General features: G+C 67.1%; 17 protein-coding genes and 1 pseudogene. 7 read left to right on the forward strand and 11 right to left on the reverse strand.

Annotated features, from left to right (window positions below):
• Positions 1–5 precede the first annotated feature (5 nt).
• On the reverse strand, positions 6–461 hold the full coding sequence (locus tag ACFMRZ_RS00540; RefSeq protein ID WP_400177414.1) for an ATP-binding protein: 456 nt from the start codon (positions 459–461) through the stop codon (positions 6–8).
• Between the two features lie 226 nt (positions 462–687).
• Here ACFMRZ_RS00540 and ACFMRZ_RS00545 point away from each other — a divergent pair, with 226 nt between their 5' ends.
• Complete coding sequence (locus tag ACFMRZ_RS00545; RefSeq protein WP_400177415.1) at positions 688–1,167, forward strand: hypothetical protein; 480 nt, start codon at positions 688–690, stop codon at positions 1,165–1,167.
• A 159-nt stretch (positions 1,168–1,326) separates the two neighbouring features.
• On the opposite strand, the gene ACFMRZ_RS00550 is transcribed toward ACFMRZ_RS00545, so the two are convergent.
• Positions 1,327–1,977: a hypothetical protein gene (locus ACFMRZ_RS00550; protein ID WP_400177416.1), complete on the reverse strand. Its 651-nt coding sequence runs from the start codon at positions 1,975–1,977 to the stop codon at positions 1,327–1,329.
• Between the two features lie 190 nt (positions 1,978–2,167).
• On the opposite strand from ACFMRZ_RS00550, the gene ACFMRZ_RS00555 reads away from it, so the two are divergent.
• The gene (locus ACFMRZ_RS00555; RefSeq protein ID WP_400177417.1) at positions 2,168–3,145 is read left to right on the forward strand and encodes an alpha/beta hydrolase; all 978 of its coding nucleotides are present in this window, start codon (positions 2,168–2,170) and stop codon (positions 3,143–3,145) included.
• A 6-nt stretch (positions 3,146–3,151) separates the two neighbouring features.
• On the opposite strand, the gene ACFMRZ_RS00560 is transcribed toward ACFMRZ_RS00555, so the two are convergent.
• Both ACFMRZ_RS00560 and ACFMRZ_RS00565 read right to left on the reverse strand, forming a co-directional pair.
• On the reverse strand, positions 3,152–3,682 hold the full coding sequence (locus tag ACFMRZ_RS00560) for a DUF4760 domain-containing protein (protein ID WP_400177418.1): 531 nt from the start codon (positions 3,680–3,682) through the stop codon (positions 3,152–3,154).
• A 337-nt stretch (positions 3,683–4,019) separates the two neighbouring features.
• Positions 4,020–4,490, reverse strand: coding sequence for a GNAT family N-acetyltransferase (locus ACFMRZ_RS00565; protein ID WP_400177419.1), 471 nt, complete (start codon positions 4,488–4,490; stop codon positions 4,020–4,022).
• A gap of 102 nt (positions 4,491–4,592) precedes the next feature.
• Between ACFMRZ_RS00565 and ACFMRZ_RS00570 the strand changes: the two genes are divergently transcribed.
• The gene (locus ACFMRZ_RS00570) at positions 4,593–6,266 is read left to right on the forward strand and encodes a GMC family oxidoreductase (protein ID WP_400177420.1); all 1,674 of its coding nucleotides are present in this window, start codon (positions 4,593–4,595) and stop codon (positions 6,264–6,266) included.
• On the opposite strand, the gene ACFMRZ_RS00575 is transcribed toward ACFMRZ_RS00570, so the two are convergent.
• A complete protein-coding gene (locus ACFMRZ_RS00575; protein ID WP_400177421.1) occupies positions 6,223–6,717 on the reverse strand; it encodes a MarR family winged helix-turn-helix transcriptional regulator in 495 nt (164 codons plus the stop codon). The genes ACFMRZ_RS00570 and ACFMRZ_RS00575 overlap by 44 nt on opposite strands.
• A gap of 122 nt (positions 6,718–6,839) precedes the next feature.
• On the opposite strand from ACFMRZ_RS00575, the gene ACFMRZ_RS00580 reads away from it, so the two are divergent.
• Genes ACFMRZ_RS00580 through ACFMRZ_RS00590 form a run of 3 tightly spaced genes read left to right on the forward strand, consistent with a single transcriptional unit; the run spans position 6,840 to position 10,417 of the window.
• Complete coding sequence (locus tag ACFMRZ_RS00580) at positions 6,840–7,934, forward strand: spirocyclase AveC family protein (RefSeq protein ID WP_400177422.1); 1,095 nt, start codon at positions 6,840–6,842, stop codon at positions 7,932–7,934.
• 15 nt (positions 7,935–7,949) lie between these two features.
• Positions 7,950–8,762: a CbbQ/NirQ/NorQ/GpvN family protein gene (locus tag ACFMRZ_RS00585; protein ID WP_400177423.1), complete on the forward strand. Its 813-nt coding sequence runs from the start codon at positions 7,950–7,952 to the stop codon at positions 8,760–8,762.
• A gap of 2 nt (positions 8,763–8,764) precedes the next feature.
• On the forward strand, positions 8,765–10,417 hold the full coding sequence (locus tag ACFMRZ_RS00590; RefSeq protein ID WP_400177424.1) for a nitric oxide reductase activation protein NorD: 1,653 nt from the start codon (positions 8,765–8,767) through the stop codon (positions 10,415–10,417).
• Positions 10,418–10,423: 6 nt separating this feature from the next.
• Here ACFMRZ_RS00590 and ACFMRZ_RS00595 read toward each other — a convergent pair whose 3' ends face one another.
• Positions 10,424–10,870: a MarR family winged helix-turn-helix transcriptional regulator gene (locus tag ACFMRZ_RS00595; protein ID WP_400177425.1), complete on the reverse strand. Its 447-nt coding sequence runs from the start codon at positions 10,868–10,870 to the stop codon at positions 10,424–10,426.
• A gap of 105 nt (positions 10,871–10,975) precedes the next feature.
• On the opposite strand from ACFMRZ_RS00595, the gene ACFMRZ_RS00600 reads away from it, so the two are divergent.
• Positions 10,976–11,908, forward strand: coding sequence for an NADP-dependent oxidoreductase (locus ACFMRZ_RS00600; RefSeq protein WP_400177426.1), 933 nt, complete (start codon positions 10,976–10,978; stop codon positions 11,906–11,908).
• An 82-nt stretch (positions 11,909–11,990) separates the two neighbouring features.
• Here the strand turns inward: ACFMRZ_RS00600 and ACFMRZ_RS00605 are convergent, their stop codons facing one another.
• The 5 genes and pseudogenes from ACFMRZ_RS00605 to ACFMRZ_RS00625 all read right to left on the reverse strand — a co-directional run bounded on the left by ACFMRZ_RS00605 (position 11,991) and on the right by ACFMRZ_RS00625 (position 17,603).
• Complete coding sequence (locus ACFMRZ_RS00605) at positions 11,991–13,151, reverse strand: CoA transferase (RefSeq protein WP_400177427.1); 1,161 nt, start codon at positions 13,149–13,151, stop codon at positions 11,991–11,993.
• A gap of 27 nt (positions 13,152–13,178) precedes the next feature.
• Complete coding sequence (locus tag ACFMRZ_RS00610; protein WP_400182740.1) at positions 13,179–14,738, reverse strand: class I adenylate-forming enzyme family protein; 1,560 nt, start codon at positions 14,736–14,738, stop codon at positions 13,179–13,181.
• 150 nt (positions 14,739–14,888) lie between these two features.
• Positions 14,889–15,950, reverse strand: a pseudogene (locus tag ACFMRZ_RS00615) (AMP-binding protein); the annotation flags it as partial.
• Entirely contained in the window at positions 15,950–16,747 is a 798-nt protein-coding gene (locus tag ACFMRZ_RS00620) for an enoyl-CoA hydratase/isomerase family protein (protein ID WP_400177428.1), read from the reverse strand. The pseudogene ACFMRZ_RS00615 and the gene ACFMRZ_RS00620, both read right to left, overlap by 1 nt.
• A 16-nt stretch (positions 16,748–16,763) precedes the next feature.
• On the reverse strand, positions 16,764–17,603 hold the full coding sequence (locus ACFMRZ_RS00625) for an enoyl-CoA hydratase/isomerase family protein (protein WP_400177429.1): 840 nt from the start codon (positions 17,601–17,603) through the stop codon (positions 16,764–16,766).
• Between the last annotated feature and the right edge of the window lie 83 nt (positions 17,604–17,686).

Raw genomic sequence — 17,686 nt, forward strand, 5'->3', positions numbered from 1 at the left:
CCCGGCTAGCTGCCGTCGGGTTCGTCGAGTGGTGGCGTGGCGGTCATGGGGGGAACGCGGGGGCGATCCAGTGGCAGCTCGGCCCACACTGTTTTGAACCTGGCGTAGTCGATCACGCCCCACCCGGTGGCCAAGCGGTCGATGACGGTCATTCCACGCCCACCGCGGTCGTCGGGTGTGCGCAGGTACGGCCCGCCGGGCCCACAGTCATCGACCTCGATTCGCAGCCGTCCCGGGCGTGCTTGCACCCGAAACCGGGCCCGCCGCGGCGGCCGCCCGTGTTCGAGGGCGTTGGTGACCAGTTCGTCGGCGACCAGCACCGCGTCTTCGACCACGACACCGCTCCGCGGAGCGAGCAGCGTGCGCACTGCCTCCCTGACCTGCCACAGCGCAGTGTCGTCGAGATCGAATTCCGCGTCGTGTTCCTCGCCCTCGCCGATCGGCCCCAGTGGCGCCCTCATCACGTCCACCCGCCCTCTCCGCAAACTCGGGATACCGCCTGGCTACCCCACGATCGCGGTGCGAAAACCATTGGGTGACAGGGCTCGCGGCGCGACAGTCGGCAGCGTCGGCGGCGATTGCCGATGGTAGCTAAATCGGTGCGTACACGGAGACGCGGGTCCGTGTGTAGGAGGCGGAAGCCCGGGTACGCACGGCACAGAAAACCCAGAATTCGGAGGTCTCGTGATGAGTAAATGGCTTACCCGTGTGGGCGTCTCCGCGGCGGCGGCGACAGTGGCGGCGATGGCGTCGGCGGGGCAGGCAGCGGCGGATCCGGCCAGCGTGGCGATCGACGGCAGTATGCAGGTGATGGGCATGAACGTCCTGCATGTCGATGCGCAAGGCCGGGGTGACGGGCCGGCTACCGGCACCTATGTCGCGAATGCGCAATTGGGCAATACGGCATTACCGGTCAAGGTGACCGGTCCGGTGACTTGCCTGCGCGCGCAAGGTAATACCGTATCGCTGATCTATCCGATCACCAGCGCGCAGCCCGTGATGGTCTTCGCGCCGGACTCGATGGCCATCCAAATTACGGTGGCCAAGGGACAGAACGGCGCGCCGAACATGATCGGATACGGCATTCCGATGCCGACCAATTCGTTCCGCGACTGTCTGCCGGGCCCCACCCCGATGGTGTTCGACGGGACGATCGATATCAGCTGATACCGCAAGTCGGGCACCGCCGTCGTCGCCGGTTCGGTGACGACGAAAGGTCAGGGCGGCGCGCCGGTGAGGGTATCGGCGCGCCGCCGACAGAGCCGAATCATGGCATCCGAGTAGCACACTCACAGGCCGCGATCGGGAAAGCCCCACCGACAATCGTCAGCTCGGTGGATAACGCAGCCGACCCGGTGTGTCTTCCGCGTCATCGTCCCCGATTGGGGCAGCCTCCTGCGACTCTCGTAGCCGTTGACGTGCCTCCATCTCGTCGCGCAGTGCTTGCCGAGCGTCGGCTAGGTTCCTTCGAACATCTTTCCTCCAGCTGGCGTCCGCGATCAGCCTGATTACCTCGAACAGCAGGCCGAACCACATCGCGGCGATCAGCGTGACCCACACCCAGTCACCATCGGCAGCGTCTTCGGGATACCGCCGCGTCCAATAGACCGTGACGCCGACGACGAGCGCGGCCAGCACCAGCCAGAACACCAGCCGATTCGTCGTGTCGCGTCGTCGTTTATGTGCCCGCTTCACCGCGGCCATACCTCCGGCGGCGTCCAGCTCCCCGGTTGCCCCGGCCGCGAGGCGCAGTTTGGCCACTTGCCTGCCGACCTCGTAGTCGATCGCCTCTACGCCAGTCAGGTCAGGGGGCCAGTCTTTGCGGATCTCGATGAGGGTCTTCAAGTGGTCCAACGGGGATTTGCGCTCGTTCCACCAGGCGATCGCTGCCGCGATGAGCGCACCGGTGACCACCCCGGCCGGTACGAATAGACCGATGTAGTCCACGAATACCGTTCCGCGCTCGGCGTTCTCCATAGCCGTCGTCACAAGGAGATGTTCCCAGAACTGTCTGCGCTGTCAGGTGGAACGGCGTCATCTGTGTCGGCTGAACCCTGTCCTGATGTCTTCCCTGTCCTGGCTGGTCCCGCCCGGAAAATTTATGCTGGGCATCCGCCGAGTTCGGGTCTTCGGCATCTTGTCGGGACAGCAGCGAGGAGGTATACGGGTGGCGCGATCTGTGAGCCGGCGGCCATGGTTGGGGAAGGCTGGAGTCGTCGCGGTAGTGGTCCTGCTGATGTCGTGGGTCGGTGCGGCGGTGGCGACGTCGGCGCCGGTGTACGCGCCGGTGCGGCAGGCGCCGGCGGGCGGATTCCAGGAATTGTCGGTGCCTTCCAGCATGGGGCCGATCAAGATTCAGGTGCAGTGGGCGGCGCGCGGCGGGAGTGCGGCTCTGTACGTACTCGACGGCCTGCGGGCGCCGGGCGATCACAGCCAGTGGACGACCGACACCGACGCGCTACGCCAATTCGCGGGCGACAACGTCACTTTGGTGTTCCCGGTCGGCGGCCGCTCGAGTTTCTATACCGACTGGCACCGGCCGAGCAGCACCAATCGCCAAGCGACGACATACCGGTGGGAGACCTTCCTCACCGCCGAATTGCCCGCTTTCCTGGCGCGTTTCGGCGTCTCGCGCACCAACAATGCCATCGTCGGCGCCTCCATGGGCGGTAACGCCGCCCTGACGCTGGCCGCCCACCACCGCGACCAGTTCAAGTTCGCCGGATCCTTCTCCGGATTCGTGCACCCGACCTTCCCGATGTGGAACGAAGCGATGCGCGCGGCCATGTGGGACGAGGGCAACTTCAACGTAGACGACATGTGGGGCCCCGCAAGCGATCCCGCCTGGCGCCGCAACGACGCCACCGAACAGGCCGAATTGCTACGCGGCCTCCCGATGTACATCTGGGCCGGAAACGGCGTGCCGGGCCCGCCCGACCTGCCCAACGGCGTCGGCAACACGGTAAATGCCATGGGCCTGGACGCAATGACGATGGTAGCGGCACAGATGTTCCGAGATCGACTATCGGCCTTGGGCATTCCCGCGCGCGTCGACATCGGCAACGGCACCCACACCTGGGCGTACTGGCAGCAGGCCCTGGCAACAGCCCGCCCAATGATCCTCGACACCCTCGGCGCACACTGAGCTGCGTCACACCATCGGCTGCCCGACCTCGGGCACATCCGTCCTGGCCGTGTGTTCCGCAGTCGGCGCGGAACCGACGACATTGCGATGCGCACGTTGTTTCGTCAGCCGTTCGACAAGCTGATCCAGCTCATCATAGACCGCAGGGTTGTCGAGTCGACTACGCTCAGCCGCCATCCAATGCCGAAACATGCTGTAGGCCCTGATGATTCGGCCGCCCATCGTCCGGGTGACCACCTCTTCGTCGAAGATACCCATGTTCACTCCCGCGGCAAGGTACTCCAGATTGGCAAAGTAGGAGGTCAGCTGGTGGAACTCGGTGCTGTCTGTCACTGCGGCCGCAGCCGCGAAGTCCGAGCGCTGGTGGATCTCGGCGTAGAGCTCATGCTGACGCTGCAGCGTAGACGTAATGTAGGTCACGGTTGCACGTTGTTGCTGACGCCGGTTCTCACGCCGGGTCTCATGGACCAGTCGAGCGAGGCCCAGAACGGCTACCAGAAGCGCTAATGCTGGGACGATAGTGATGAAGATGCTCATGGTGACAACCATCGCGGGTTCGGCGATTCTTCTCAAGACTCGAGGATGTAATGACAATTGCGTTGAGCGCGGTGGCACTTCTTGTATCCATCGGTGCAATTGCGGTATCTGCGACACTGGCGGTAAGGCAGCAAAGGTTGTCTCGGAATGCGAATCATTGATGAACGCTTGATGGTTATACAGGTTCGGCTTCGAACCATTGCTCAGCTAGCCCTGCGCGGCAGGCGATCATCTTCGTATTCGAGCTTCAGGAGCCTTCGTCACCGCGGAGGAAGGCGACAGGAGTAAGCGAATGAGCAACAATGGACTGCGCCTTGCGGGCAGGGGAGTCCCGGCCTCAATTCTCGAGGATGCGGGCGAGGAGCATTGTGGCGGGGGTGAAGTCTGCTCGTTGGTAGAAGGGGACTGAGCGGGTGGTGGGGGAGAGCACTATTCGGGCGCAGGCTCGGGCTCGGGCGTGTTCGATGAGGGCGTTGAGCAGTGCGGTGCCTACGCCTCGGCTTCTGTACTCGGGGAGTACGAATGCGTTGCTGAGATAGCCCCAGCGTGAGGCGGGTAGGCCGGGGCGGGGCATTCGTTCGAAGAGGGCGAGGTTGACCATGCCGACCGCGTCGCTGTCGATCTCGGCCAGGAATGTCGTCCGGCGGGATGACTCGGCGGCGTACCACTGGGCGAATTGTTCGTCGAATCCGTTGTCCTCGAGTGGGCGGCCGGCTTGTTCCTCCGCCCATTGCCTGCGCAGCTGGGCCAGGGCTGGTATGTCGCGGTCGTCGGTCTGTCGGATGGTGACAGCGGGGGTGAAGGGCATCGGCCAGTATATGGCGCTCGACCCCGATAGGTGCTAGCGTCGCGCAATAAGTTCGGATTCTGAACTATTCCGGGCTGATCGGTTGGGACAGCGGAGGTCTGGATGAAGTGGGTACGGACAACCAAGGCTTCCGGCGGCCCGGGATCGGCCGACTATGTCGTGGTGGGATCGGGCAGCGCGGGCGCGGTCGTCGCGCGACGCCTGGCCGACACCGGCGCGACGGTGACGCTGATCGAGTCGGGGCGGCAGCTTCGCGGACCGCTCGTCACGGTCCCCGGCATGTGCGGGGCCATCCACGCGATGACGTCGCTGCAACGTCGCGTCACCTGGCCCGCCTACTCGGTTGCGCAGCGGCACATGAACAATCGCAGACTTCCCCAGTCCCATGGCCGGGCGCTCGGCGGCGGCAGCGTCATCAACGGCATGGCGTTCGTGCGTGGGAACCGCCGCAACTACGACGACTGGGCGGCCGACGGCGCCGCGGGCTGGGGATTCTCCGATGTGCTGCCGCCTTTTCGGCGGCTGGAGAGTTTCGAGGACGGGCCGAGCGAGCTTCGCGGCGGCACCGGTCCGATCGCGGTCGGACGGTCCACGGGTCTGGCTCCGGTCACCGAAAGCTTCATGGCCGCGTTGTCGGCGACGACCGGCATCGGGCCGAACGACGACTACAACGGGGCACAGCAGGCAGGCGTCGCCGCACTACAGCAGAGCATCGGTGCGGGCCGGCGGGTGGGCACCGATCGCGGGTATCTGTGGGATGCCCCGCCCACTCTCCGGATAGTGACCGGTGTGACAGCGACCCGGGTCGTCGTGGAGAACGGCCGCGCGGTCGGAGTCGAGTTGGTAGCGGGCGGGAATCGTCGGATCGAGCCCGCGCGGGCCGGCCGTGAGGTCATAGTCTGTGCCGGATCGCTGGGCACGCCGCGTCTGCTGATGCTGTCCGGCATCGGCCATGCCGCGCATCTGCGTGAGCACGGGATCGATGTCATCGCCGACCTTCCGGTGGGCGACAACCTGCACGATCATCTGTTCGTCCCGATGTCCTATCTCGCGCCCAGCGGTCGGCGCGCATCCCCGTTGAGCTTTGCCGGGGCGATGGCACGGGAATGCGTGCGCCCGCGATCGACATATCTGTCGAACACGCTGTTCGAGGCCGTCGGCTTCGTGCACAGCGGAGTCCGGACTCGGACGGACGTGCCCGACCTGCAGATGTTCATCCTGCCCATGAGCTATCCGGAAAACCAGGACGAGCCGGGACTGCATCTGGCCGCCGACCCGTCGCCGTCGCTGACCCTGCTCCCTACGATGCTCTACCCGCAGAGCCGGGGGACGGTGCGGCTGGCGTCGACCGATCCGTTCGCCGCCCCTCTCATCGACCCGAATTACCTTGCCGAACCGCAGGATTCGGCGACCCTGGTCGCCGGGGTGGAGCTGGTGCGCGAGACTATCGGGCATGGCGCGGTCGCCTCGGAGGTGGGGCGCGAGGTGCTCCCGGGAGCAGGGGCAACCGGTGTGGACTTGGCGGAGTTCGTGCGGCGCAATGCGTCGGGTGTGTACCACCCGGTCGGAACCTGCCGGATGGGCACCGACGAGCGTGCGGTGGTCGATCCCCGACTGCGGGTGCACGGCATCGCGGGACTTCGCGTGGCCGACGCGTCGATCATGCCGAATATCGTCGGCGGTAACACGAATGCCGCGGCGATGATGATCGGCGAGCGGGCCGCCGAGCTGATCATCGACTGCGGTCGGTCGCCTCGCCCGCACGCAGCGGATTAGGAACGGACGGTTGCGGTTCGCCGCTGAGCTTGCGCAGTGTGGCGATACAGGCATGAAGTTCGTCGAGCGACACCCCGGCGGCCTTGGCGCGGAAGAACTCGTGCAGCCGACGTAGCGATTCCTCTTGCATCGCAACGCCTTTCCGGGTCACTTCGAGCCTCGTGACCCGGCGGTCGGTGGGCGACAACGTCCGCCGCAGCAGGCCCGCCGCGACGAGCTTCTCGATGTCCGATGTGATCGTGCTCGGCAGCACGCTGAGGAAATCGACCAGCAGTCCCGGGCGGTCGAGACCGGCGTGGACGAGAAAGACGATGCCCAAGGCGCGTTCGGAGATTCCGCGTCGCCGCGCGACCGGCAGCGTCAGGTTCGCGATCATCCGCCGCACGTCGGTCACGGCACCGAGGAAATCGACGATATCGCTGTCCTCAGCAGCGCCAATGGTGTCGGTCACGGAGTCAGACTCTACTCCATCTTCCCAAATATTCATTTTCTGAACTATATGGGTTACGCTCTACTTCGAGGCGAGAGTCGCCTCCTGCGCCCTGAGGTCGCGGGGGATCCGCACGGAGTGCCATGAAGTCGTCCGAATCAACATCCACACCGTCATGGCGGGCCCTCACCTGCTGGGTTGTCGCGGTTGTCGCGGCCGGGGCCATCCTCGTGACCTCCGAAAAGCACGGGCCGGCGGCACCGGACAACCGCAATCCCGACGGAGCGAATACGCCATTGCCCGTCGAACCGCTGCTTTCCGGGATCGACTGGATCACCGTCGGGCAGGTCGCGGCGATCGCCCTATTCATCGCGACCGTCATCGCCTCGGTCTGGGGCTGGCGGCGCTATCCGGGGCATCCGGTGATATTGATGGTCATCGCGTCCAGCACGCTGTTCTGGCTCGACCCGTACAACAATTGGGCGATCGGCCTCGTCTACAACCCGCGACTGTGGCACTTTCCCCGAGAGTGGCCGTGGCTGAACATATCGCCGATCATCGAGCCGCTGACGTCGTTCGTCTACGCGCCCTACATCCTGCTTCCGTACTTTGTGGCGATGCCGATCCTGCGAGCCGTGCAACGCCGCCGCGAGCCGGACGCGCTCGTGTGGCGGCGCCCGTTGATCTGCCTGGCGGTGCTGACTTTCGTCGTCGGTCTCCTCTGGGACGCCGCCCAGGAGATCTTCCTGGTCCGCACCCAGTTTCTGACCTACTCGCATATCATCGACTTCGGCACGATCGATGCGGGCAAGAACAGTCAGTTCCCGATGTTGATGGCGAGTGTGCTGATCACAATCGTGATGATCCCGGCGTCAGTGCTGCTCTATCGCGACGATACGGGGCGAACACAGGCGGAGAAGATCGCCCGGCGGTTCGGCTTCCACGCCCGCCATCCCAGGCTCGCAACGTTTTTGGTGATGGCGGTTGCGCTCAGTGTCGCGATGTTCGGCTTCAGCACGTCGTTCTGGGCGGTGCGCGCGACCGGCGCGGCGTCCACGATCGCTTGCCCGTGGCCGTACCCGACCGCGAAGACGTGGGATCCGCGCGGATACTACGAATCCCAGGGCGCCCCAGGTCCTTTCACGCCCGGGACCGCCGACACGTGGCAGATCGGGCAGCCCGGCGGCCGACCCGCCCACATCGACCAGGAATCCGACCGCTGCGGCCGCCATGATTGATCGAACGGGAGACCGATGACTCTGACGAACAGCGCCGCGCCGCAAAGCTTCCGGGAGACACCGTTCTACCGGCCGGTCGGCGACGAGGTCGAGATCTTCCGGGCGGCGGCCGGCCGCGGTCTGCCGTTGTTGCTGAAGGGTCCCACCGGGTGCGGAAAGACCCGGTTCGTGGAGGCTATGGCCGCCGAGAACGATCGGCGGCTGATTACGGTGGCCGGGCACGAGGACCTGACCTCCGCGGATCTGGTAGGCCGTTTCCTGCTGCGGGGCGGCGAAACGGCTTGGGTGGACGGGCCTTTGACGCGGGCCGTGCGCGAGGGCGCCATCTTCTATCTGGACGAGGTGGTGGAGGCGCGCCAGGACACCACCGTGGTCATTCATCCGCTGGCCGATCACCGTCGTGCGCTGCCGATCGATCGACTGGGGACGACGGTGCCGGCGGCGCCGGGTTTTCAGCTGGTGATCTCCTACAATCCCGGCTATCAGAGCGTGTTGAAGAATCTCAAGGAGTCGACGCGCCAGCGGTTCATCGCCATCGAACTCGGTTTTCCGCCCGCGGAAATCGAGACCGAGGTGGTCGCGCACGAAGCCGGGATCGACAGCGGCACCGCACACGCACTTGTGGTGTTGGGCAACACGATTCGCGATCTGGACGGATCGCCGCTGCGCGAGGTGGCGTCCACCCGGATGCTGATCCTCGCGGGCAGCCTGGTAGCGGAAGGATTGAGCCTGCGCGCGGCCGTGCGGTCGGCCGTCGTGCAAGTGCTGTCCGACGATCATGAGGTGGTCCGCGCGCTCGGCGAACTCGCCGACGCCGTGCTGCCCTGAGCATGATCTCCGCCGACGCGACAGGGCTGGGCCGGTTCCGGTTGCTTGCCGCTCACGTCGCCGGGCGTTCGGTCGAGGTCGCGTACGCACCGGCCGGGACGGCCCCGCACACCACCGGCCGGACCATTTTCGTCACGGCCGGGCGGCCCGCGGCCGAGCAGCGGCGCGAGCTGCTGGTGCAGGCCGCGCTGCTCGGTGCGGGAAGCCTGGATCCGCCTCTGGTGAAGGCGCTGCGACGGCGTCCTTCCCTGGCACGCCGCTATCTCGCAGTCGAAGGCCGCCGGGTTCTCACCGCACTCGCGGCCCCTCTCCGTGCTGCCGCCGATCTGCCCGTCGAGGGGGAAGCCAGCACCACGACCGCCGAGCACTCACTGGCGGTGGCGCGACGGCGTGGACCGGTCGCGGATCCACCGCCATGGTTCGGTGTCATCGAACCCGCCCGCCTGCTCGCCGCTGCGGATACACGGACCACGGAGAATGCGCCGCACTCGAGTCTTGTTCCGCTCGACATTCCGGAGGCCGATGATCAGTCCGGCGGAAGCAATGCCGGGAAGTTCTTCGGGAATCCGTTTCTCAGTTCACGCACACTGCTGGATCTCTTCCGCAATGGATTCGGTGCCGCCGGCCAGGGTGGAGACGGACCAGCCGCCGATATGAAAATCCGTGCTGTGCGCCGAACGGCTACGGCCGGAATACACGCGCGGCCGCTGTCCACGCGCATTCGGTTCGATGATGACGGCAAGCCGGACGCCATTCTCACCTCGGGTGGCGCCCTCTACCCGGAATGGGATGTCCACCAACAGAGATACCGGCCCGAATGGTGCCGAGTGATCGACTTCCCCTTGACGGACGAGGTCGACATCGCCGCCGCCGCGGTCGCGCCCGACGACGTGCTGCGCCGGCGCCTGGCCCGGGTCGGTCTGGGCCTCGAGACCCTTCGCGGCCGTCCCGACGGCGACGAACTCGACCTCGAGGCGCTCGTCGACCTGTTCGTCGACCTGCGCTCGGGCTACTCGCCACCCGAACACGTCTACCGCGAACATCGCAGGCTGGCACGCGATCTCGGTGTTCTCATCCTGCTCGATGCCTCGGGATCCGCCACCGAGACCGATACCGACGGCCTCACCGTGCACGACCATCAGCGCCGCGCGGCCGCCACGCTGGCCGCCACCCTCGAAGAACTCGGCGACCGCGTCGCCGTATACGGCTTCCGGTCACACGGCCGCCGCGCGGTCCATCTCCCGTCGATCAAGACATTCGGACAGCGCTTCGGCGCCGTGGAACGAGCACGAATCAACCAGCTCCAACCCACCGGCTACACCCGCCTCGGCGCCGGGATTCGCGGCGCGGGCCGAATTCTCGAAACTCGAGCGGGAACACGAAATCGATTGCTGCTCTTATTATCCGACGGATTGCCCTACGAGGACGGCTACGCAGGCCATTACGCCGAAGCTGACACCCGCAAGGCACTCGAGGAACTCCGTGGCGAGGGCATCGGCTGCCTATGTCTGTCGCTCGGCACCGACACCGAATCCCTCGATCGCGTCTTCGGACCCGGCGCCTACGCAGGCGCCGGGACGCTGGCCGAACTGAGCCCTCGCATGGACGAACTCTTCCTCGCCTGCCTGCGGGAGTTCAGCGCGCCGACACCGTAGTCGAGGTCACGCGTGTTCTGCCGTGATGATTCGTTCCAAGGTCCGGCGGAGTGCGGCGAGGTTGTGGGATCCGACGACTCGCGCGCGCCGGGTGTCGATGTCGGCGAGAATTCGGGCGGCGGCCGCCTGGGCTTTGCGGCCCTGCGGGGTGAGGCGAATGATCTTGACGCGCCGATCGATGGCGTCGGCCGCGCGTTCGACGAAGCCGAGCTGCTCGAGTTCGGCGACGGCTTCTCCGACGGATTGTTTGGTGATGCCCGATCGGTCGGCCAGGTCGGTCAGTCGGGCTCCGGTGTCGTCGATGAACCGGAAGACGACGCCGTGGCGTGGCTGTATGCCGGGAAAGCCTTCCTCGGCCAGCCTGCGATGCAGCTCGGTCAACGTCAGGGCCTTCACCTGATCCAGTAGCGCGGGCAGCGGTCGTTCCCACTGCCGAGGTTCTGCCTGGTCCACTCCCACCTCACTTTCGTCAGGTCAGCTTATCAGGCTGCTTGACAATTATGATCAGGTCACCTTACTTTCTTGATGGGCGCAACCTTTGAGAGAGGGAGAGAAGAGATGAAGGCAGTGCGATACCACTCCTACGGTGGCAGTGAAGTCCTGGTCTGCGAACAGGTGCGGCGGCCGGTCGCGGGTCCGGGCCAGGTCGTGCTGAAGGTGTCCGGCACCTCGTTCAACATGCTGGACGTCGCGATCCGCGCGGGCATTCTGCGGGAGATGATCCCGGTCGCGTTCCCGCACATTCCGAACTGCGACGTAGCGGGCGTGGTCATCGAGGTCGGCGCGGGTGTGCGGGGCTGGAACGTCGGCGACGCCGTAATCGCATTGCTTCCGCCCGATGTACCCGGCGCGGCCGCGGAGTACGTCGCCGCGCCCGCCGAAGCACTGGCGGCCGCTCCGCGCACTGTCCCGGCGGCCGACGCCTCGGCACTGCCTCTCGTCGGGTCGACGGCCTGGCAAGCGCTGTTCGAGTACGCCGAACTGCAAGCGGGGCAACATATCCTGATCAACGGTGCGGGTGGCGGGGTGGGCGGATACGCCGTCCAGCTCGCCGTGCGGGCCGGTGCCGTCGTGACCGCCACCTCGAGCCCGCGCAGTCGCGAGCGCATTCGTTCCTATGGCGCGGAACGGATCGTCGACTACACCACCACGCCTGTCCCGCACGCGACCGACGGACAGCGCTTCGACGTCGTGTTGCAACTCGTACGCAACAGTCCCGAGGACACCGCACAACTGGCGGAACTGGTCGCCGACGGTGGAATCTTCGTCAGCACCGCCACTCCCGGCCCGGACCATGCCGGGCGCGGAGTGCGAGTGCGGCAGGTCCTCGTCCGCCGCGATGCCGCACAGCTCGCCGAGCTGGTCAGCCGGGTCGACGCTGGGGACCTGACAGTCGATGTGGCCGAACGCTGTTCGTTGACCGATCTGGCCGCCGTCCACGACCGGGCCTTCGCCGGGCAGCTTTCCGGCAAGACCGTATTGATCCCCTGACCCACGCACACGCCCTACAACCACTTCACCTTCCGGACTGCTGCCGCGCGGCCCTGTCGAATTGTCCAGCGGACAGCCGAAGTCATTCTCGCAGTACCGATTCTGTGTGTTCGCCGAGCCGTGGCGCGGGCCGGGCCGGGACATGGACACCGTTCACCGACATGGGCGCACCGGGCGCGAGGTAGTCGCCGATCCCGGGCTGGCGCAGCGGGGTGAACAGCGGATTCTCGGTCACGCGCGGCTCGGTGACGAGATCGGCGAAGCTACGGTAGCGCTCCCACAGCACCGAGGTACCGGCGAGGGCGGTGGCGACCTCCGTGCCGGTGCGGTCCTGGAACCAGGGTGCGAACAGGCCGGTCAGCACGTCGCGATAGCGGTAGCGGGTGCCTTCGTCGGTGAAGTCCACCCCCAGCGCCGTCGCCAGCGCGGCGACCGGCGCCGCGGTGCCGGTGAGTTCGGTGAGATCGCGAAAGTGCCTGGGGGTCAGTGCGACCACCATGAACGACACGTTGTCGGCGCTGGTGAAGTGCTGCCCGTATTGACCGTAGATAGCGTTGCCGAGGCGCGGGCGCTCACGTCCGGTCAGCGCGGCCTCGGCGAGGAAGCCGAGGTTGCCCGCCGTGGCCAGCGCGACATCGTCCAGCGGCAGGGCGATCCGGCTGCCCTCCCCGGTCGCGTCCCGGTGCCGCACGGCCGCGGTGATCGCCAGTGCCGCATAGATACCGCAGAGCAGATCCCACGCCGGAAGCACGTGGTTGACCGGACCGTCGTGGTCGGCGGGCCCGGTGACGAGCGGGAACCCGGTGGCCGCGTTGACGGTGTAGTCGACGGCCGCCGTGCCGTCGGCGCGGCCCAGTATTTCCAACCGGATGAGGTCGGGCCGCCGGGCGGTCAGCGCATCCCAGTCGAGCTCCTCCCGTCCGGCCGTGTTGGTGAGCAGAATGCCTCCGGCGGGTCCGCTTTCTGTGATCAGGCGGGCGACGAGCTGCCGCCCGTCCGGTGAGCGCAGATCTGCTGTGACAGAACGCTTTCCCTTGTTCAGACCGGCCCAGTAGATGCTTTCGCCCGCGTCGGTGAGCGGCCACCGGTGACAGTCGGCCGCTCCGCCGATCGGATCGACGCGAACGACATCCGCGCCCAGCTGCGCCAGCGTCATCCCGGCCAGCGGCGCGGCGACGAAACTGGATATCTCCACGATGCGCACACCGGCCAGGGGCTGTGTGGGCGAGGGGGCAGTGGTCACACCACGATCCTTTCGACTACGGCGGCGTCATCGCGCCGACAACAGCTCGCGCAAACCGGCGATATCGACCTTGCCGGTCGCCCCGCGCGGGATATCGGCATCGGAATCGAGCAGCAACCACACCGTGGGCACCTTGAAGGAGCTGAGCACCGCCCGGGCAGCGGCGCGGAGCCGGTCGGGAGAGGTGTCGGCGGTGTCGCACACCACCGCCGCGGCGACCCGATCACCTTGTGGCCCCGGAACATTGGTGACGAAGGCCTGGGTGACGCCGTCGAGACCCCGCAGGGCGGCCTCCACCTCGCTGGGGTAGACGGTGGCGCCGCTGACCTTGAACATGTCGTCGGACCTGCCGTGGTAGAACAGGAATCCGTCGTCGTCCAGACACCCGAGGTCGCCGGTCTCGTAGTAGCCGTCCGCGGTGTAGACGTCCTCCCGGCTGCGCCGGCACATCCCCCGCAGGATATGCGGGCCCCGGATCTGGATGACTCCCACGATGCCGGAGCGTACCGGACGTCCGTTCTCCGGATCGGTAACGCGGACCTCCATTCCCGGAAACGGCCGCCCGCAACTGCCCCAGGCCGAACGCGGCATATCCGTATCGGCGGGATACCCGCAGTAGGGGCCGAACGATTCCGTCATCCCGAACAGATTGGCGCGGGCCCCGGGCCGGGCGCGCAGATGGGCCGGCAGCAGCGCCTCCAAGCTCCCAGGCCGCAGCGTCGGCACCGCGGTACCGAGCGTTTCGGCTTGGCGGGCAAGGCTTTCCGCTTGATCTGGCCAGCCCCGGAACAGCGTGACACCCTCGCGTCGCAACAGCTCCAGCGTCGTCTCCGGGCGCGGGATCGACTCGGTGACCAGGGTGGCCCCCGCCAGCAGGGCCGAGAGGACGCCGCCGCCGAAGCCGCCGACCCAGAAGAACGGCATGGGCAGGTAGAGGCGGGTGCCGACGCCGATACACCGGCTCGCCAACCCCGAATTGACGGCGCCGCACGCGCTGCCGTGCGAATGCACGACGGCCTTGGGAAGTCCGCGGCTGCCGGAGGTGAACATGATGACGAGCGGATCCGCGGCGGTGACCGTGTCGGACAGGGCCGCGACGATCGCCGCGGCCCGCGGGCTCGCACCGGCGGAGGCGATCTGCTCGGCGGTTCGGACGTGCCGGAGCGCGGGGAGCCGCGGATCCCACAGCGGGTCGCGCCCGGCGGTCGGACCGAGATCGTCGAGATAGCGCCGCCCCCGGAACTCCTCGACGGTGATCAGGAACTCCACGGCGGCGACGCGCAGTTGGGTACGGAGCTCGGGCGGCCGCAACAGCGTGCTGAGCGGCACGAGAACGGCCCCGATTCGGCCGATCGCCAGCGCGATTCGCACCCACTCGGTGCCGTTGGGCATGAGCAGGGCCACCCGGGTGCCCTTGCCGACTCCGGCGTCGATCAACGCGGCGGCCGATTCCTCGGTCGCCACCGCGAGTTCGCCGTAACCGAGCCGGTGCCGCGGATCGATCACCACGGGGGTGTCGGCCGCGTCGGCCGCACGGTCCCGCACCAGGTGGTCGATCGTCAGCGCGGTGGCCTTCTCGCCGGTCATCCCAGGCGCCTCGGCGCTGGTCCCGTTGGTCGCGTCGCGGCGGCCGATGAGGTGCACGAATCCGTCGCTGTCGATGCGCGCCATATCGCCGACGCGGAACCAGCCGTCCGGGTCGAAGCACTCCTCGCGGCCGCGCTTGTGGTACCCCTGCATGAGATACGGTCCGCGAAAACAGAGTTCGCCGATGTCCCCGGCGCCGACGGGCACACCGGTGGCCGGGTCGACGATCCTGGTCTCGAAGCCGGGGGCGGGCTTGCCGCACGATCTCCGGCGGCGCTGACCGGATTCGTCCTCGCTGATCAGGGCGATGCCGCCGGTCTCGGCCAGCTCCAGCAGGCCGTGCCGCATCGAGCGCAAGGTCCACTTATCGGATTCCGGCATATTGATCGGCACGGCGGGATCGGTGGCGTCCGAGCACAGCAGCGTCGACCCGGCGACGATGGTGGCGAGTAGACCTGATGCGAATCCGCAGATCGAGAAGAACGGCGAGTCGCAGAACAGGACGTGGTGCTCGGTGAGACCGCGGATCTCGTTGAGGTCGCGCTGATGACCGAGCAGCGCGGCGTGGGTGTGCACCACGCCCTTCGGCGCGCTCGTGGCACCCGGGGTGTACACGACGGCCAGCGGATCGGAGCCGTCGACATCGTGTTCCATCGCTTCGATCAGTGCCTCGTCGACCGTGTGGGCGAGCCGCCGAATGTCGGTGCCGCCGCGCATACACAGCACGGTCGCGGGGCCGTCACTGATCGCGACATGCCGCAACTGCGGGACCGCCGCACAGAACAACCGATCCATCGAGTCGAGTTCGGCGCCGTCGAGGACCTCGGTCAGTCGCTGGACGTAGTCGTGCGTGGTGGTAAGCAGAATGCGAACATCACTGTGCACCAACATCTCTCGGAGTTCGCGCGGCGTGGCGAAGGTGGGGAGGGGGACGACGACGGCGCCGATCCGCGCGACGGCGAGTGCCGCGACGGCGAACGCCGTTCCGGTGGGCTGCAGCAGCCCGACATGGGTTCCCTTGCCCGCGCCCAGCGCGGCCAGCCCGCGCGCCATCCGGGACGAAAGGGTCTGTGCCTCACCATAACTCAGCCGATCCACACCGCAGACGACCAGCGGATGGGTCGGCCGTGCCCACGTGCGTTCCCGCAGCACCGCCGCGAGGGTCGAGGACTCGATGGATGCGATCGCCTCCGTGGTGTCGTGGTCGGTCATCAGCGAATCCTCGGTCCGGGCCGGTCGCCGTTGTCGGATCGGTCCGCCAATTCGGCCGTGCCCAAGGGATTTCCGAGCCGTGTGTAGATGAGCCCCTGGTCGAGAGCGGCGCGGTAGGGCTTGTCCAGCGACTCCCAGATCGCCTTCACGGTGCCCTGCGTGGCGGCCGCGGGCTTGGCGGCGATGGTGGCCGCGATCTCGTGGGCGCGGGGCCACAGCCGGTCGGGGGAGAGCACCTCGGAGACCAGTCCGATGCGTAGCGCGGTCTCCGCGCAGACGCGTTCGTCGTTGCCCATCAACGCGATTCGCAGTGTTTCGCCCAGACCGATGCGCCGCCGCAGCCCGATCGGCTCCAGTGCCGACACCAGACCGGCCGAGACGTGCGAGTCGAAGAATGTCGCGTTCGTCGAGCAGATCACCACATCGGCCTCGTTGACGAAGTAGAAGCCGCCCGCGGTGCACATTCCCTGCACCGCGCAGATCACCGGCTTCCACATCTTCTGCCATTTCGGGCTGAGCGCTTCGCCGGGATCCTCGTGATGCCACACGCTCGACGGCTGGCCGTAGGGCTTCTTGATATCCAGCCCGGCGCTGAATGCCCTGGTCCCGGCGGCTCGCAGCACTACCGCGTTGACCGAGTCGTCCGCTCGGATCAGGCGCCAGGCCCGGGTCATCTCCTGGCACATGGTGCGGTCGAAGGCGTTGAGACGTTCGGGCCGGTTCAAGGTGATGGTGGCGACGCGGTCGTTCGAGTCGATATCGAGCCGGATGGTGTCGAATGCGGTGGCGGGCGACATGGTGCTCCCTCGTCGGTTATCGGCCCTGGAACTCCGGTGCGCGCCGTTGCCGGAACGCGGCCAGACCCTCCTTGAAATCGCTTGTTCTGCACGATAATTCGAGGTCGAAAAGCTCATGGTTCAGCGACTGGGTGAGGGTGGCGTGCTGACCGTAGGCGAGCGCCTGCTTGGCCAGGCCGATCGCGACGGTGGGGCCCGCGGCCAGGCGCGCCAGCAACTCGCCGGCGGCGGTCTCGAGATCGCCCGCCGGTACGCAACGGTCGATCAACCCCCACCCGGCGGCCTCGGCGGCGCTCACCTTGTCGCCGAGCAGCAGCATGCGCCTCGCGCGGGCGAGGCCGATCAGGCGCGGCAGCAGCCAGGTCGAGCCCGAGTCGGGGCTGAAACCACGGGTCAGGAACGGTTCCCAGAACACCGCGTCGTCGGCGGCCACGGTGAAGTCCGCGGCGAGTGCGAGGTTGCAGCCCATGCCGGTCGCCCACCCGCGCACGCTGCAGACCACGGGGAGGTGAATGGTGTGCAGGAGTTCGATCGCGCGGTGCGCCGCGTGGGGGATGCGCCGGACCAGGTCGCCGGTGCGCGGTCGCGGCCCGTCCGCGGCGTTCCCGGTCACCCAGTCCACGCCCGAACAGAAGTCGGCGCCGGCGCCGCGAAGATGGATCGCGCGCAACGAGTCGTCGGCCGCTGCCTCCGTCAGTGTGTGCACGAGGGTCTCGACCATCGGCCGGGTCAGCGAATTCCGCTGCCGGGTGCGATCGATGACGAGGTGCAGGACCGCGCCGTCACGGTCGATCGTCACCGAACCCTCGGCGTCGGATCCGGTATTCGCTGGCTCGCTCACTGTCCCACTCCGCATCCAACAAGCATACTGTTTTACATACCGTATGTGATACCGTTGTGCATTGCACAATGTAGCAAGCATGGGACGTCGAAGAAAGA

The sequence above is a fragment of the Nocardia sp. N2S4-5 genome (genome assembly GCF_044628355.1).
Classification (GTDB): domain Bacteria; phylum Actinomycetota; class Actinomycetes; order Mycobacteriales; family Mycobacteriaceae; genus Nocardia; species Nocardia wallacei_B.

Coding starts and splice junctions, on each gene's coding strand:
- ACFMRZ_RS00540 (WP_400177414.1), bottom strand. CDS start 461: ATGAGGGCGCCACTGGGGCCGATCGGCGAGGGCGAGGAACACGACGCG.
- ACFMRZ_RS00545 (WP_400177415.1), top strand. CDS start 688: ATGAGTAAATGGCTTACCCGTGTGGGCGTCTCCGCGGCGGCGGCGACA.
- ACFMRZ_RS00550 (WP_400177416.1), bottom strand. CDS start 1,977: ATGGAGAACGCCGAGCGCGGAACGGTATTCGTGGACTACATCGGTCTA.
- ACFMRZ_RS00560 (WP_400177418.1), bottom strand. CDS start 3,682: ATGAGCATCTTCATCACTATCGTCCCAGCATTAGCGCTTCTGGTAGCC.
- ACFMRZ_RS00565 (WP_400177419.1), bottom strand. CDS start 4,490: ATGCCCTTCACCCCCGCTGTCACCATCCGACAGACCGACGACCGCGAC.
- ACFMRZ_RS00570 (WP_400177420.1), top strand. CDS start 4,593: ATGAAGTGGGTACGGACAACCAAGGCTTCCGGCGGCCCGGGATCGGCC.
- ACFMRZ_RS00580 (WP_400177422.1), top strand. CDS start 6,840: ATGAAGTCGTCCGAATCAACATCCACACCGTCATGGCGGGCCCTCACC.
- ACFMRZ_RS00585 (WP_400177423.1), top strand. CDS start 7,950: ATGACTCTGACGAACAGCGCCGCGCCGCAAAGCTTCCGGGAGACACCG.
- ACFMRZ_RS00590 (WP_400177424.1), top strand. CDS start 8,765: ATGATCTCCGCCGACGCGACAGGGCTGGGCCGGTTCCGGTTGCTTGCC.
- ACFMRZ_RS00600 (WP_400177426.1), top strand. CDS start 10,976: ATGAAGGCAGTGCGATACCACTCCTACGGTGGCAGTGAAGTCCTGGTC.
- ACFMRZ_RS00610 (WP_400182740.1), bottom strand. CDS start 14,738: ATGACCGGCGAGAAGGCCACCGCGCTGACGATCGACCACCTGGTGCGG.
- ACFMRZ_RS00620 (WP_400177428.1), bottom strand. CDS start 16,747: ATGTCGCCCGCCACCGCATTCGACACCATCCGGCTCGATATCGACTCG.
- ACFMRZ_RS00625 (WP_400177429.1), bottom strand. CDS start 17,603: ATGCGGAGTGGGACAGTGAGCGAGCCAGCGAATACCGGATCCGACGCC.